At 74.8% G+C, this 14,445-nt stretch carries 13 protein-coding genes; 9 read left to right on the top strand and 4 right to left on the bottom strand.

What is annotated here, in order from left to right; all coding sequences use genetic code 11:
• Positions 1 to 472: 472 nt before the first annotated feature.
• The 4 genes from EV567_RS08630 (at position 473) to EV567_RS08645 (ending at position 4,049) form a co-directional block, all read left to right on the top strand.
• Positions 473 to 1,306, top strand: a complete 834-nt coding sequence (locus tag EV567_RS08630; protein ID WP_130438059.1) for a slipin family protein — start codon at positions 473 to 475, stop codon at positions 1,304 to 1,306.
• A gap of 94 nt (positions 1,307 to 1,400) precedes the next feature.
• Positions 1,401 to 2,819: an alkaline phosphatase PhoX gene (locus EV567_RS08635; protein WP_130438060.1), complete on the top strand. Its 1,419-nt coding sequence runs from the start codon at positions 1,401 to 1,403 to the stop codon at positions 2,817 to 2,819.
• A gap of 93 nt (positions 2,820 to 2,912) precedes the next feature.
• A complete protein-coding gene (locus EV567_RS08640; RefSeq protein ID WP_130438061.1) occupies positions 2,913 to 3,818 on the top strand; it encodes a polysaccharide deacetylase family protein in 906 nt (301 codons plus the stop codon).
• Positions 3,819 to 3,860: 42 nt separating this feature from the next.
• Positions 3,861 to 4,049 carry a hypothetical protein gene (locus tag EV567_RS08645; RefSeq protein WP_130438062.1) on the top strand — a complete coding sequence of 63 codons (189 nt, stop codon included), beginning with the start codon at positions 3,861 to 3,863 and terminating at the stop codon, positions 4,047 to 4,049.
• Positions 4,050 to 4,073: 24 nt separating this feature from the next.
• Here EV567_RS08645 and EV567_RS08650 read toward each other — a convergent pair whose 3' ends face one another.
• Both EV567_RS08650 and EV567_RS08655 read right to left on the bottom strand, forming a co-directional pair.
• Positions 4,074 to 4,745 carry an ABC transporter gene (locus tag EV567_RS08650; RefSeq protein WP_130438063.1) on the bottom strand — a complete coding sequence of 224 codons (672 nt, stop codon included), beginning with the start codon at positions 4,743 to 4,745 and terminating at the stop codon, positions 4,074 to 4,076.
• The gene (locus tag EV567_RS08655; protein ID WP_130438064.1) at positions 4,742 to 5,614 is read right to left on the bottom strand and encodes an ATP-binding cassette domain-containing protein; all 873 of its coding nucleotides are present in this window, start codon (positions 5,612 to 5,614) and stop codon (positions 4,742 to 4,744) included. The genes EV567_RS08650 and EV567_RS08655 overlap by 4 nt, the downstream gene beginning before the upstream one ends.
• A gap of 88 nt (positions 5,615 to 5,702) precedes the next feature.
• On the opposite strand from EV567_RS08655, the gene EV567_RS08660 reads away from it, so the two are divergent.
• The 5 genes from EV567_RS08660 to EV567_RS08680 all read left to right on the top strand — a co-directional run bounded on the left by EV567_RS08660 (position 5,703) and on the right by EV567_RS08680 (position 12,025).
• Positions 5,703 to 6,434, top strand: a complete 732-nt coding sequence (locus tag EV567_RS08660) for an aminoacyl-tRNA hydrolase (RefSeq protein WP_130438065.1) — start codon at positions 5,703 to 5,705, stop codon at positions 6,432 to 6,434.
• A 236-nt stretch (positions 6,435 to 6,670) separates the two neighbouring features.
• Entirely contained in the window at positions 6,671 to 7,984 is a 1,314-nt protein-coding gene (locus EV567_RS08665; protein WP_130438066.1) for a DUF692 domain-containing protein, read from the top strand.
• 580 nt (positions 7,985 to 8,564) lie between these two features.
• Positions 8,565 to 9,377 (top strand): DUF4142 domain-containing protein, encoded by an 813-nt coding sequence (locus tag EV567_RS08670; protein WP_130438067.1) that lies wholly within the window; start codon positions 8,565 to 8,567, stop codon positions 9,375 to 9,377.
• Positions 9,378 to 9,491: 114 nt separating this feature from the next.
• A complete protein-coding gene (locus EV567_RS08675; RefSeq protein ID WP_130438068.1) occupies positions 9,492 to 10,283 on the top strand; it encodes a TIGR04222 domain-containing membrane protein in 792 nt (263 codons plus the stop codon).
• A gap of 149 nt (positions 10,284 to 10,432) precedes the next feature.
• The gene (locus EV567_RS08680) at positions 10,433 to 12,025 is read left to right on the top strand and encodes an alpha/beta hydrolase (protein WP_130438069.1); all 1,593 of its coding nucleotides are present in this window, start codon (positions 10,433 to 10,435) and stop codon (positions 12,023 to 12,025) included.
• Positions 12,026 to 12,099: 74 nt separating this feature from the next.
• Here the strand turns inward: EV567_RS08680 and hemQ are convergent, their stop codons facing one another.
• Both hemQ and hemG read right to left on the bottom strand, forming a co-directional pair.
• The gene (hemQ, locus tag EV567_RS08685; protein ID WP_130438070.1) at positions 12,100 to 12,831 is read right to left on the bottom strand and encodes a hydrogen peroxide-dependent heme synthase; all 732 of its coding nucleotides are present in this window, start codon (positions 12,829 to 12,831) and stop codon (positions 12,100 to 12,102) included.
• Positions 12,832 to 12,836: 5 nt separating this feature from the next.
• Complete coding sequence (gene hemG / locus EV567_RS08690; protein ID WP_130438071.1) at positions 12,837 to 14,327, bottom strand: protoporphyrinogen oxidase; 1,491 nt, start codon at positions 14,325 to 14,327, stop codon at positions 12,837 to 12,839.
• Positions 14,328 to 14,445 lie beyond the last annotated feature (118 nt).

Raw genomic sequence — 14,445 nt, forward strand, 5'->3', positions numbered from 1 at the left:
ACGGAACCAGCCGCCCACCTGTTCCGACCCGGCGGCTCCGCCAGGCTCCGCCGGTTCGGCGCGGGACCATGGTGGTTCGGCCGAGGCGGTCGCTGTGGCAGCGCTGCTGTGGGGTGCTGCCGGTCTCGTTGGTGCGGCCGACGCCCGGTCCCCGTGTCCGTACCCGACGGACCCAGCCGCCCACCTGTCCTGGCCTGGCTGCTCCGCCAGGCTCAGCCCGCTGGTGTGCCGGCCCCACATCCCCGCGGTTCTCCTGCCGTCCGGCTGGCTTCCGGACGGCGGTCCCTTTCGATACAGCCGCCCTCGCCGGACCACCCGACCGACCTGCCGGCCATCCCCTCCAAATGCCGGCCCCGCCGGACCACCCGGCCTGCCGGAGCCGCGCCCGTCGGGGTGCATGGCTCGGGTGACATCCAGGGGCATATCGTTGCATAGCAGGCTTTTGGGCGGGGGGTGGGGTGAGGAGGTCGTCATGCTGGAGGATCTGCTGGCGGCGGGTGCGGCGGTCGGGATCGCCGGGCTGGCGTATCTCATCGCGGGTGCGCGGGTGGTCAAGCAGTACGAGCGCGGGGTGGTCTTCCGGCTGGGCCGGGTCATCGGCGACATCCGCAAGCCCGGCTTCACTCTGGTGATCCCCGCCGTCGACAAACTGCGCAAGGTCAACCTGCAGATCGTGACGATGCCCGTGCCCGCCCAGGAGGGCATCACCCGGGACAACGTGACCGTGCGGGTCGACGCCGTCGTGTACTTCAAGGTCGTGGACCCCGAGGCGGCGATCGTCAACGTCGAGGACTACCGCTTCGCCGTCTCGCAGATGGCCCAGACCTCCCTGCGGTCGATCATCGGCAAGAGCGAACTGGACGACCTGCTGTCCGACCGGGAGAAGCTCAACCAGGGCCTGGAGCTGATGATCGACAGCCCGGCGGTGGGCTGGGGCGTGCAGATCGACCGGGTCGAGATCAAGGACGTCTCCCTGCCGGACACGATGAAGCGGTCGATGGCCCGCCAGGCCGAGGCGGACCGGGAGCGGCGGGCCCGGATCATCAACGCGGACGCCGAACTCCAGGCGTCGAAGAAGCTCGCCGAGGCGGCACAGCAGATGGAGGACACGCCCTCCGCGCTCCAACTGCGGCTGCTCCAGACGGTGGTGGCCGTGGCCGCCGAGAAGAACTCGACGCTGGTGCTGCCCTTCCCGGTGGAACTGCTGCGGTTCCTGGAGAAGGCCCAGCAGCCGGCGCCGGCGACGCTCCCTCCGTCGAAGAGCCCGCAGAACAGCCCGCCTCATCCTGAACGCGCCACGCCGTGACACGTGCTACGCGCGTGGTTCCCGGGGCGCGCGGCGAGTGATAGACACGGGCGGGTCAGTGTGTTCCTGTCCGCCAGCAGGAAGGTGACTGCCCGTGCCGCAAACCCCTCGCCCCACGCCCCCCGCCGCCCCCGCGCCGGAGGCCTCCTCCGCCACCCGCCGCCAACTCCTCGCGCGTACCAGCGCGTTGGGCGCGGGTATCGTCTTCTCCGGAGCCCTCTCCGAGCTGTTCCCGGCCACCGCCGCCGCCGAGGACCTCGGCCACAGCGGCTACGGCCCCCTCGTCCCCGACCCCGACGGCCTGCTCGACCTGCCGAAGAGCTTCCGCTACCGGGTCCTCTCCCGCGAGGGCGATCCGCTGCGCTCCGGCGAGGGCCCGGTGCCCTCCAACCACGACGGCATGACGGCCCTCCCCGCCCGCGGCGGCCGCGTCCACCTCGTCCGCAACCACGAGAACCGCCCCACGGCGAAGATCGGCGTCCCCACCGTCGAGGGCCTGACCTACGATCCCGCCGGCAAGGGCGGCTGCACGGCCCTGACCCTCGGCCCCGGTGACAGGGTGCTCTCGGAGCGGGTCGCGATCGCCGGCACGGCCGTCAACTGCGCCGGCGGACCCACCCCTTGGCGCACCTGGATGACGTGTGAGGAGACCGAGGACAAGGCCGGCGTGAACGGCTACACGAAGGATCACGGCTTCATCTTCGAGGTGGACCCGGCGGACCCGCACCGCACCGGCGCCGTCCCGCTGACCGCGATGGGCCGCTTCCAGCACGAGGCGATCGCCGTCGACCCGGTGCGCGGCATCGTCTACGAGACGGAGGACGCGTTCCAGAAGCCCTTCGGCCTGTTCTACCGGTTCCTGCCGAGGAAACCGCTCGGCGGCGTCGGCTCGCTGCGCGCGGGCGGCCGGCTCCAGGCGATGCGGGTGCCCGGCGTGCCCGACCTGTCGGCGGTGCAGGACACCGGCGCGTCCTTCGACGGCGTCGAGTGGGTCGACGTACCGGACCCGCTGGCCGTCGGGACGCCCGTCCGGCTCCAGGACTTCGGGCCGGGGGGCATCACGCACGCGCAGAAGCTGGAGGGGTGCTACTGGGGCGGCCGCTGCGTGTACTTCGTGTCCTCGTTCGCGCGCGGCGCGGACGGTTCGGCGGCCGACCACTTCGGCCAGATCTGGCGCTACGACCCGGACCGCCGCCGGCTGACCCTGGTGATCGTCTTCGGTCCCGACACGGACGTGCAGCTGCCCGGCGAGTCCCCCGACAACATCTGCCTCGCGCCCAGCGGCGGCCTGATGGTCTGCGAGGACGGCAACGGCGCCCAGCACGTCTTCGGGGTGACCCGCGGCGGCGAGGTGTACGCGATGGCCCGCGGACGCCAGAACATCGGCACCCCCGAGGAGCCCGAGTGGGGCGAGTTCGCCGGCGTCACCTTCTCCCCCGACGGCCGCACGATGTACGTCAACTGCTACACCCCTGGGACGACGTTCGCGGTGACGGGCCCCTGGCGGCGTTAGCTCCGCCGACCCGGTGATCCGGGCGGGTGACAGAACCGAAGACGCGAGCATATTTACACACGAGTGATCGCTCGTTTCTCGTACTTTCATCGGGTGATCACTCCTGTACGTCGTCTCGCCGTGGTCTGTGCCCTGGGCGCCGCTCTGGCCGCCTGCGGCCAGGCCCCGGCGCCCCCGGCCGCCCGCCCGGCCCCCGACCGTCCCAGCCCGTCCGGCTCCCCCACGGCTTTGCCGTCCGGCGCACCCACCGCCACGGCGCCGCCATCCCGCACGAGCCCTTCCCCCGCGCCCACGCTGGCCCCGGGGCCGGCCGGCCTGACCCCCGTCTTCGAGCACGGTTCCCGCACCGGCGGCAAGACCGTCGCCCTCACCTTCGACGCCGACATGACCGCCGATCAGGGGCCGCGGGCGGCGGGCGGGGAGCGTTTCGACCACCCGCAACTGATCGCCGCGCTGCGCGAGCTGAAGGTGCCGTCCACCGTGTTCATGACGGGCCGGTGGGCCGAGGAGTACCCGGACCAGGCGCGTTCCGTCGGACGCGACCCGCTGTTCGAGGTCGCCAACCACTCCTACAGCCACTACGCCTTCACCGACGACTGCTACGGCCTGCCCACGGTGCCGAAGGAGCGGATGCGCGCCGACGTGGAGCGGGCGTACGCCGCCTTCCGGGCGGCCGGGGTGCCGAACGCGATGCCCTACTTCCGCTTCCCCGGCGGCTGTCACGACCGGCGGGCGCTGCGCGAGGTGAGCGGCGCGGGCGTCACCGCCGTGCAGTGGGACGTGGTGAGCGGCGACGCGTTCGCGACGGACGCGGACGCCGTGGCCCGGCAGGTGCTGGACGGGGTGAGACCCGGGTCGGTGGTCGTCATGCACTGCACCCGCAGCGCAGCCCCCACGACCGAGCGCGCGGTCCGCGCGATCGTCCCCGAACTGCGCCGCCGGGGCTACCGTTTCGTCAAGGTCTCCGAGCTGATCCGGGTGGCCGGCGAGCGGCGCTGAGACACACCCGCGCGCGGGCGGCGCGTTCGTACCCTGGAAGGTATGAGCGACGAGAGCGGCAACGCCTACTGCCTGATCGACGACGCCCGGCCGCCCCGGGCCGACGGGCCGCCGTACGCGGCCTGCGTGCTCTGCCAGGAGCCGACGGAGTACCCCGACTCGTACAAGGGCATCACCCTGTGCCCCGTCTGCGAATGGCAGGAGGCCCAGCGCACGGCCTGCTCGGGCTGAACGTACGTCTGCCCGTCGGCGGCTTCAGGCCGACCGCCGGGACGTCAGCGCGCACGCCACCGCGGTGGCCGCGGCGGAGATCAGCGCCGCCGCGGCCAGCGGCAGCAGCGGCGGATGCACCGTCGCCGACCGCGACCCGCTGACCAGGCCCTCGACCGCCGCCTGAGCCGGAGAGCCGGTCGCCACCAGCGCGAGCAGCGCCGCGAGCAGCAGCGAGGGCACCGCACGGCCGGGCGTGCGCAGGACGGGCCAGGCGGTGAGCGCGCCCACGGCCGTGCCGAGCAGCGCACAGGTCAGAGCCGCGAGCAGCCCCGCCGCGGCGGCCTCGGGCAGGGGGATCCGCTGCTGGTGGTCGGCGCTCACCGGGTCGCTGATCAGCGTCAGGACCGCCGTCGCCGCCGTCCCGAGCACGGCGGCGGCCGTCAGCGCCGCCAGCACGGCGGCCAGGTGCGCCCGCGCGGGTCCGGCCGCCGCCGCGACGACGGTACGGGCCGCCGGGGGCTCGTCGGTCACACAGATCCGCACCAGCCAGGCGGCGACGGGCAGCAGGGCCGCGGCCGCGTAGCCGAGCGAGTCCAGCACGGGCTGGCCGCTCTGCACGCCGACGCCCAGGAACACGGCGTACAGCAGGAACGGCGGCAGCCAGCGCTGGGAGCGCACGAGCAGGGCGGCCCGGTACCGCAGGAGGGCTTTCACGAGGCGCCTTCACGGTCGGGCCCGGTCGCCGCTGCCGGGCCGACGCCGATCACGTGCCACGGCGGGCGGGCGGTGAGCAGGGCGCGGAGCAGCACGTCGGAGCGGGAGGCGGGGACGGTGAGGCGGTGGACTCCGGGGGCTGTCTCCTCGGCGGTGACGGCCAGGCGCAGCGCCTGGACCGGCAGCGGCCCGGGCGGCCCCTGCACCTCGACGGCCACGTGCGGTCCCGGGTCGGCGGGGGGCGGTTCCGTACGGGGGTGCAGGCCGCCGTCCCGGACCGTGTACTCGGCGTCGGTGGTCCCGGCGAGGCGGCGCGGGTCGTGGTCGACGAAGACGACGGCCGCGCCGGACGCCGTCCTCTCGGCGACCGCCCGCTCCAGTTCGGCCCGCGCGCCGGCGTCCAGTCCGGTCCACGCCTCGTCCAGGACGAGCAGTTCCGGCTCGGCGAGGAGCGCCTGCGCCACGGCGACCTTCTGGCTGGTCCCCTTGGACAGCCGGGCCATCGGCACGCGCGCGTGGGCGACGACGCCGAAGCGGTCCAGCCACTCCTCTGCGGCCCGCCCGGCGGCGGGGCGGGCCAGGCCGTGCACGGTCCCGAGGTGGGTGAGGTAGCCGACGGCGGTGAAGGGCAGGGCGGCGGGGAAGCGTTCGGGGACGTACGCGGTGCGGGGGCGGCCGGTGAGCCGTCCCTCCGTCGGGGCGTCGACGCGCGCCAGGAGGCGGAGCAGGGTGGACTTGCCGGTGCCGTTGGCCCCCTGGACGCGGGTGAGAGCGCCGGGCGTCAGCTCCAGGCTCGCGTCGCGGAACACCCAGGGACCACGCACGCCGTAGCGGCGGCCCACCCTGTCCAGACGTAACACGTAGGTCATCGCCACATCCTCCCGTACGCCCGCCCGCGGACGAGGAGGGCGGCCCCTCTCCAGGAGGACTGTCCGGGGCCCCTTAGGGTTGGCCGGTGTGAGTTCTGATCGTGCGTCCGCAGGTGACAGTCCCTTCCGCTCCGAGGTGAGCGCGCGCGACGCCGCGCCGCAGTTCGTGCTGCCCCTCGTCCTCCACCTGGAGAAGGCGGCTCCTCCTGCCCGTACCGACGCGCTGGAGACGGCCGCCCGGGCGGTGCTCGTGCTGCTCGGCGACGAGCGGGCCGTCGGGGACGGCGAGTGGGCGCAGGCCGTGCGGGACTGGCAGGACGCCCGGATCCGGAAGGTCGTACGGCGGGCCCGGGGCGCCGAGTGGCGGCGGGCCGAGGCGCTGCCGGGGATCACCGTCACGGGGAAGGCGGCCGAGGTGCGGGTGTTCCCGCCGGTGCCGCTGGACGGGTGGCCCAAGGAGCTCGCGAAACTCCAGGTGTCCGGCACCGAGCTGGATGACCCCGAGATCCCGGCGAAGCCGGATCCGGACGCTCCGGTGCTGTGGATGAGCCCGGAGGTGGAGATGTCCGCGGGCAAGGCGATGGCGCAGGCCGGGCACGGGGCGCAGCTCGCCTGGTGGGAGCTGACGGACGACGAGCGGTCGGCGTGGCGGGAGTCGGGGTTCGCGCTCTCGGTGCGGACCCCGGAGCCCGCACGGTGGCGTGAACTGACCGCGAGCGGGCTGCCGTTGGTGCGGGACGCCGGTTTCACCGAGATCGCTCCCGGCAGCTGCACGGTGGTCGCGGACCATCCGGCCCTGCGGGCGCGGTCGACGCGGTGAGGGCGCCCCGTCCGGCTCCCCTGCGTTGACGTGCACGCGGTCGATTCCTCTCCTCTCCTTTGAACCCGCTGTGCCCGGCGCGCGTACCAGACGGGGACGGGGACCGGCGGGCGCTGCCCGCACGCTCCGGGCCGAACCTCAAATGTTGCTCTGAAGGACGGGGGCGGGCGGTTCGGGGGGCGGTGCCCGGGTCATATCCCCGTCACCGCGGTGGGGGCCGGACGGAGGAGGGGACCATGACGCGACTCGGGACGGGAATCGGCTGGCGGCCGGAGATCGCGGACGCCGTCGAGCGGATGCCGGGCATCGACTGGGTCGAGGCGGTGGCGGAGAACGTCTGCCCCGGCCACCTCCCCGACTCCCTGCTGCGGCTGCGCGAGCGCGGCGTCACCGTCGTACCGCACGGCGTCTCGCTCGGGCTCGGCGGCGCGGACCGGCCCGACGAGGGGCGGCTCACGGCGCTGGCCGAGCGGGCCGAGGCGCTGGGCTCGCCGCTGGTGACCGAGCACATCGCGTTCGTCCGCGCGGGCGGTCCGCTGACGGCCTCCCCGCGCCTGGAGGCCGGGCACCTGCTGCCCGTGCCCCGCACCCGCGACGCCCTCGACGTGCTGTGCGAGAACGTGCGCATCGCGCAGGAAGCGCTGCCCGTGCCGCTCGCCGTGGAGAACATCGCCGCGCTCATCTCCTGGCCCGGCGATGAGATGACCGAGGGCCAGTTCCTCTACGACCTCGCCGACCGCACCGGCGTGCGGCTGCTGATCGACGTCGCCAACCTGCACACCAACCACGTCAACCGTGGTGAGGACCCGGCCGAGGCGCTCGCCGAACTGCCCCTGGAGGCCATCGCGTACGTCCATGTCGCGGGCGGCTTCGAGCGGGACGGCGTCTGGCACGACAGCCACGCCCACCCGGTGCCGCGCCCCGTCCTCGACATCCTGACCGACCTCGCCTCCCGTGTCTCCCCGCCCGGGGTGCTTCTGGAGCGCGACGAGAACTTTCCCGAACCGGCAGAGCTGGAAGGGGAGTTGAGCGCGATCCGGGATGCGGTGGAGCGGGGCGCGCGCACCCGCCCCCAGGCGGAGGGCCGCCCGGAGCAGCGGGCCCAGGACCACGCCGCTCCGGTGCCTCCCGGCGGCGAAGCGGCCCGGCAGCGTCTCGCCCTGGCCCAGGCCGCGCTGCTGTCCGCGCTGGTCGCCGGGACTCCCGTCCCGGAGGGGTTCGACCGGGTGCGGCTCGGGGTGCAGTCGCGGGCGCTGGCGGCCAAACGGGCGGACGTGGTGGCGAAGGTCGCCCCGGAGCTGCCGTCGATCCTCGGCACGGAGTACCGGGCCGCCTTCGTCGGTTACGCCCAGCGCCACCCGATGCGCGGCGGTTACCGCCAGGACGCCCTGGACTTCGCGGAGTCGCTGCTGCTGGGCGAGAAGCTGACGGAGGGCCGCGCCCGGCGGGAGCTGCGCCGGTGGTGGCTGGACCGGTCGGGGCCCGCCCCGCGGCCGCTGTCGCGACTGGCCCGGGTGGGGCAGGTCGGCCGGTCGTTGATCGGACGCTGAGGCGGCGCCGGGACCGGCCCTGGCCCACGGCCCGACGCCTGGTCCGGCGACCGACCCGACACCTGCCCGCGGCCCGGCCCGACACCCGGTCCGATGGCCGGCCCAGCGCCCGGCCCGACACCCGGTCCGGTGGCCGACCCGACGCCTGGTCCGATGGCCAGCCCGACAGCCGGTCCGGTGGCCGACCCGGCGCCTGACCCGGTGGCCGGCCCAGCGCCCGGTCCGATGGCCGAGCCGACACCCAGTCCGGCGGCCGACCCGACGCCTGACCCGGTGGCCGGCCCGACACCTGCCCGCGGCCCGGCCCGACACCCGGTCCGGCGGCCGGCCCAGCGCCCGGCCCGACACCCGGCCCGGCGGCCGACCCGACGCCTGCCCCGGCGGCCGGCCCAGCGCCCGGTCCGATGGCCGAGCCGACACCCAGTCCGGTGGCCGGCCCAGCGCCCGGTCCGACACCCGGTCCGGTGGCCGACCCGGCGCCTGGCCCGGTGGCGGCCCGGCGCCCGGTCCGGGGCAGTAATATGCCTTTCCCGCACGCACCCGAAGCGCACTGGCGTGCGGTGCGTGTGCAGGAGGCTCCATGCGACCGCGACCCCCGATCAGGGGCAGAGGCATGTTCACCGGCACCGGGCTCATCATCACGGGCCTGGTGGCGACGCTGGCGGCGTTGATCCTCCCGCTCTGGTCCTACGAGGGCCGGCCCTCTCCGGGGACGAGCGTCGACACGCTGAACGCCGACACCGTGCCGACCCTGTACGGGCCGCTGACCGCTCTCGACCGGGACTTCCTCGTCAAGGTCCGGCTGGCCGGGCTCTGGGAGCTGCCGGCGGGGCGGCAGGCACAGCAGAAGGGCGTCGGCGAGGCCGTACGGACGGCGGGGCGGCATCTCGTCGAGGGGCACACCCTCCTCGACGAGCGGGTGCGCACCGTCGCGGCACAGCTGAACATCGCGCTGCCCGACCAGCCGAACGACCAGCAGAAGGCCTGGCTGTCCCAGCTGGACTCGGCTCAAGGCACGGACTACGACCGTGAGTTCGCCAACATCCTGCGGCTGGCGCACGGCCGGGTCTTCCCGCTCGTCGCCCAGGTGCGGGCGAGCACCCAGAACGCGCTGGTGCGCGGCCTCGCCGACGACGCCAACACCACCGTCCTCGACCACATCACGGTCCTGGAGGCGACCGGTTACGTCGACTTCGCGGCTCTGGCCCGCGAGTTGGCGGCCACCGGCGCATCGCCGACCGCCCCCGCCACGACGCCCGGCGCCCCCTCCGCACCCGCCGACCCCACCATCCCCGTCGATCCCGCCGCCCCCGCCGTGTCCGCCCCTGCCGCCCGGTCCGTGCCGGTGGATCCCGGCACCGGGCCCGGGCAGGTCGTCCCGGTCGCGCCGTGACGCCGTGACGCCGTGACGCCGACATAAACGGAACATCACGTGCCAGCAACGCTCTGGGTCCGAACAGTGAACGAGGCATGGTGTTCCCGTGTGCGTCCGGCATAGAAACACGGCATGTTCTGGCTTCTTCTCCTGCTCCTGGCCTGGGCCGGCGCCGGTGTGGCGTGCACCCGGCTGTGCCTGGCCGCCGTCCGGGCGGCGGCTGTCGACCCGGACGCCGGAGGAAAACATGAGCTGACCCTGTACGAGGCCGCGTTCCTGTCCGGCGGACCCACCCGGGTCGCCGACCTCACGCTGGTGGCCATGGCCCGGCAGCGGCGGCTCCTGCTCGCCCACACCGGCTGGGCGACCGTCGTCGACCCGGATGGGCGGGACGAGATGGAGCGGTCGGTCATCGGAGCCATCGGACCGGCCGGGCAGTCCCGCACAGCCCCGGTGCGCGCCGCCGCGGCCGCCGCCGACGCCGTGCGCGGACTGGCGGACCGGCTGGTCGACGCGGGCCTGGCCGTACCCGACGGCGCCCGGACGACGGTCGCCGCCGGAGTGCGGCAGGTGCGGGCGGCCGCCGTGGCCGTCGTCGCGCTGGGCGCCGTCGCGCTGCTGCTGCCGGTCGCCCCGGACGTGCCGCGCGCCCATGTGGCCCTGTGGTTCGCGCTGCCCCTGGCGCTCACCCTGAGCTGCCTTGCGATCGCCCGGTTCGAGGCGCACCCGTACACCCGCTGGGCTTCCCCGGCCGGTATGCGCCTGGTGAACGCACTGACCGTGCCCTCGGCCGGCGAGGGCGGCGAGGGCGGCGAGGGCGGCGAGGGCGGCGAGGGCGCCTACCTGGCCTCGATCGCCGTCCACGGCGTCCACGCCGTCGGCGAGCCCGGGCTGCGCGCCGCGCTGGCCCACCGTCACCACTGAGCGGAGCGCTCTGATCCCTCGGGGGCGCGCCGACATCGAAGGGGGCGCACCGGGGGCATCGGGTGCGACACCCGGGCGCGGTGCTTGCCTTCGCCCCACGGCCGAACCAACCATCCCTTCTGTCGCCGCCGTGCACCGAAGGGACACCGATGAGAGCCGCCGCCCTCTACCCGGCCGCCGGAGCCCTGCTCCTGTCGACCCTGACCGCCGCGCCGGCCGGCGGCGCCCCGCACACCGCAGGCGTCTCCGGCGTCGCGCTCGCCGCCGCCCGGGCCGCCGCCACGGGCGTCGCGTTCGGCAAGTGCTCCGACGCGCAGGACCTGCCGGGCGACCTGCAGTGCGGCAAGGTCTCCGTCCCGCTGGACTACGCCCGGCCTGACGGCAGGCAGATCGAGCTGACGGTCAGCCGGGTGCGGGCCACCCATCGCGACCCGCACAACAGCAAGCGCCGGGTGCCCCGGCAGGGCGCGCTCGTCTTCAACCCGGGCGGGCCCGGCGCCTCCGGGCTGTACTTCCCGCTGGTCGGGCTGATGCCCGAGTGGAAGCGCATCGGGGCCGCCTACGACCTCGTCGGCTACGACCCGCGCGGCGTCGGCCGCTCCGCGCCGCTGTCCTGCCAGAAGCCCGAGGACTTCTTCAAGGGCCCCTCGCCCGCCCCGGCCCACCCCTCGGAGGCGTACAAGCGGGAACGCGTCGCGCGGGCCAAGAAGCTGGCGCGCGGCTGCGCCGAGCGGACGGGCAGTGCCCTGCGGCACTACAACTCGCTCAACAACGCCCGCGACCTGGACGTGCTGCGCGCCGCGCTCGGCGAGGAGCGGCTGACGTTCATGGGGGCGTCGTACGGCACCTACTTCGGCGCGCTGTACGCGACGATGTTCCCCTCGCACGTGCGGCGGATGGTGTTCGACGCGGCCGTGAACCCCGACCCGGCGAAGGTCTGGTACCGCAACAATCTCGACCAGTCGGTGGCGTTCGAGAGCCGCTGGACCGACCTGCGCGAGTGGATCGCCGCCAACGACGAGGTGTACGGGCTGGGCGGGACCGCCGAGGCGGTGCGGCTGAGCTACGAGCGGGCGCTGGCCCGGCTGGCCGAGAAGCCGGCCGGCGGCGCCGTGGGCCCCGGCCAGTTGCAGGGCGCGTTCCTCCAGGCCGGCTACTACGACGACCTCTGGCCGTCGCGGGCCGAGGCGCTGTCGGCGTATCTGAAGGGCGATCCGGAGCCGCTGGTCGCGCTGGCCTCGCCGGTCCGGGAGGCCGCCGCCGAGGCGGAGAACGCGAGCGCCGTCTACACGGCCGTGGAGTGCAACGACGCGCCCTGGCCGACCGACTTCCGGGTGTGGGACCGCGACAACACGCGGCTCGCGCGGGTGGCGCCGTTCGAGACCTGGGACAACGTGTGGGCGAACCTGCCGTGCGCGTACTGGACCGCGCCCCGGCAGCGGCCGCTGGATGTGCGGACGGGGCCGGGCGAGCTGCCGCCGACGCTGATCCTGGCCGCCGAGCGGGACGCCGCCGCGCCGTACGACGGGGCGCTGGAGTTGCACCGGCGGCTGTCGGACTCGGTGCTGGTGACCGAGCGGGACGCCGGCACGCACGGCATCGCGGGCGGGCCCAACCGGTGCGTCAACGGCCACCTCGACGCCTACCTGCTGGAGGGCCGGCTGCCCTCGCGGCGGGCCGCCTGCGTGGGACACGCGGCGCCTGCGGCCACGGCCCCGGGGGCGAAAGCGGCGGCGAAGTGAGAGCGTGAGCGGCCTCCGGCGCGCTCACGCGCGCGGAGCCGCACCGTGATGCGGCTCCGCGCGTGCGGGGCGTTCTAGGCGAGGCCCGCGATCAGGTCGGCGACCGACTTGCGGCGGCCCGTGTAGAACGGGACCTCCTCGCGGACGTGCATACGGGCCTCGGAGGCGCGCAGGTGGCGCATGAGGTCGACGATGCGGTACAGCTCGTCGGCCTCGAAGGCCAGGATCCACTCGTAGTCGCCCAGCGAGAACGAGGCGACCGTGTTGGCGCGCACGTCCGGGTAGCCGCGGGCCATCTTGCCGTGGTCGGCGAGCATGCGGCGGCGGTCCTCGTCGGGCAGCAGGTACCAGTCGTAGGAGCGCACGAAGGGGTAGACGCTGACGTAGTCGCGGGGCGTCTCGTCGGCGAGGAACGCCGGGATGTGCGAGCGGTTGAACTCGGCGGGGCGGTGCAGCGCCATGTTCGACCACACCGGCTCCAGCGCGCGGCCGAGCTTCGTGCGGCGGAAGAGGTTGTACGCCTCCTGGAGCTGGTCGGCGGTCTCGGCGTGCCACCAGATCATGACGTCGGCGTCGGCGCGCAGCCCGGAGACGTCGTACGTGCCGCGGATCGTGACGTCCTTGGCGGCGAGCTGGTCGAACAGCTCCTGGACCTCGTCGGCGTAGCCGGTGCGGTCCTCGGGCAGCACGTCCTTCAGCCGGAAGACGGACCACAGGGTGTAGCGGATGACCTCGTTGAGGTCCTTGGCCAGCTTGCCCTTGTTGGGGATCCTGCCGGGCTCGGTGGTGGAGGCGTCGTCACTCATGCTCCTCATTCTCCCGCTCCGCCGTGCAGGCTCTGCACCGGGTGGGCGGTGAGCTCCTGCACAGCGCGCAGGTCTCCGTGGATCTGGTCGACCGCCGCATGGGCGCTCGCGACGCAGGCGGGGATGCCGACGCCGTCGTACTGCGCGCCGCACACGGCGAGGCCGGGCAGCTTGGCGACGTGGTCGCGGACGCGGGCCACGCGCGCGCGGTGGCCGACCGGGTACTGGGGAAGGCCGTCCGTCCAGCGGGTGACGCGGGTCTCCACCGGGGCGGCGGCGAGACCGGTGGCGGCCTCCAGGTCGCCGCGGGAGACGGCCACCAGGTCGGCGTCGGAGCGGTCCAGGACCGCCGTCTCGCCGTGGCGCCCCACGGAGGTGCGCAGCACGACGACGTCCGGGTCCTGGTCGGCGATCCAGCCCCACTTCTGCGAGGCGAACGTCGACGCCTTGATGGTGCGTCCGTCGACGGGCGGCACGAGGAAGCCGCTGCCGTCGGGCAGCGCGGCGGCCTCGGAGCGGCGGTAGGCGAGGGTGATCAGGGCCATCGAGGCGTACTCGACGGCGCGCAGTTCGGCGGCGGCCCCGGGCGACTCGGCGGCCAGCAGCGCGGCGGCGGCGGGCGCGGGGACGGCGACGATCACGGCGTCGGCGTGCAGCACCCGGTCGCCGGCGACGACCCGCCAGCGCGCCGCGCACGCGTCGCCGTCCGCGCCCCCGATCGGCGCGGACGTCCTGCGCAGCTCGGTGACCGGCGCGCCGGTGACGATCTCGCCGCCCCGCGCGCGGACCGACTCGGCGACCGCGAGCGGCAAGGAGCCGACACCGCCCTCGATGCCCATGAACACGGGCCCGGTCTGCCGAGCGGCGGCGGCCTTGGCCTGGATCTCGCGGACGGCCTCGGTGAGCGAGGTGTGCGTGCGCGCCGCCTCGAACAGCTGGGGGACGGCCGAGCGCATCGAGAGGCGGTAGGCGTCACCGGCGTAGACGCCGCCCAGCAGCGGCTCCACGAGACGGTCGACGACCTCACGGCCGAGGCGGGCCGCCACGTACTCCCCGACCGCCACGTCCTCGCCGACCTCCGTGCGGGGCAGGTCGGCGTCGCACTCGACACGCGCGAGGCCCTCGTCGGAGAGGACGCCGGCGAGGGCGGAGGCGGTGCCGGGGACGCCCATGACGTGCCCCTTGGGCATGGGGCGCAGCGCGCCGCGGGTCCACAGGGACGCGGTGGCGGTGGCCGGCGGCCGGAGCCGGTCGGCGAGGCCCGCCTCGCGCGCGAGGGCGACCGCCTCGGGCCGGCGCGCCAACATCGACTCCGCGCCGAGGTCGACGCGGACGCCCGCGATCTCGCCGGGCAGCAGCTTGCCGCCGACCCGGTCCGACGCCTCCAGCACGGTCACGCGCGCGCCGCGCTCCAGCAGCCGGTGGGCCGCGGCCAGGCCCGCGACACCGGCTCCCACGACGACGACATGCCCGCTGCTCGTGCCCGTTGCGCTCATGCCCCCACTCTCTCAGAACCCACTGACACTCCCGCCGCGCCCGGTGTCCCGGCCGCGTCCCGACCGTGACCTGTTCGGAACCGTCGGCCGCCAACGTTCCGGTCCGCCCCGGCGTCGA

Origin of the sequence: Streptomyces sp. BK239, assembly GCF_004217285.1 — a bacterium.
Classification (GTDB): Bacteria; Actinomycetota; Actinomycetes; order Streptomycetales; family Streptomycetaceae; genus Streptomyces.

Bases quoted from the DNA above. Each gene is read 5' to 3' on its own strand.
- EV567_RS08630 (WP_130438059.1), top strand. From the start codon at position 473: ATGCTGGAGGATCTGCTGGCGGCGGGTGCGGCGGTCGGGATCGCCGGG.
- EV567_RS08645 (WP_130438062.1), top strand. From the start codon at position 3,861: ATGAGCGACGAGAGCGGCAACGCCTACTGCCTGATCGACGACGCCCGG.
- EV567_RS08655 (WP_130438064.1), bottom strand. From the start codon at position 5,614: ATGACCTACGTGTTACGTCTGGACAGGGTGGGCCGCCGCTACGGCGTG.
- EV567_RS08665 (WP_130438066.1), top strand. From the start codon at position 6,671: ATGACGCGACTCGGGACGGGAATCGGCTGGCGGCCGGAGATCGCGGAC.
- EV567_RS08670 (WP_130438067.1), top strand. From the start codon at position 8,565: ATGCGACCGCGACCCCCGATCAGGGGCAGAGGCATGTTCACCGGCACC.
- EV567_RS08675 (WP_130438068.1), top strand. From the start codon at position 9,492: ATGTTCTGGCTTCTTCTCCTGCTCCTGGCCTGGGCCGGCGCCGGTGTG.
- EV567_RS08680 (WP_130438069.1), top strand. From the start codon at position 10,433: ATGAGAGCCGCCGCCCTCTACCCGGCCGCCGGAGCCCTGCTCCTGTCG.
- hemQ (WP_130438070.1), bottom strand. From the start codon at position 12,831: ATGAGTGACGACGCCTCCACCACCGAGCCCGGCAGGATCCCCAACAAG.
- hemG (WP_130438071.1), bottom strand. From the start codon at position 14,327: ATGAGCGCAACGGGCACGAGCAGCGGGCATGTCGTCGTCGTGGGAGCC.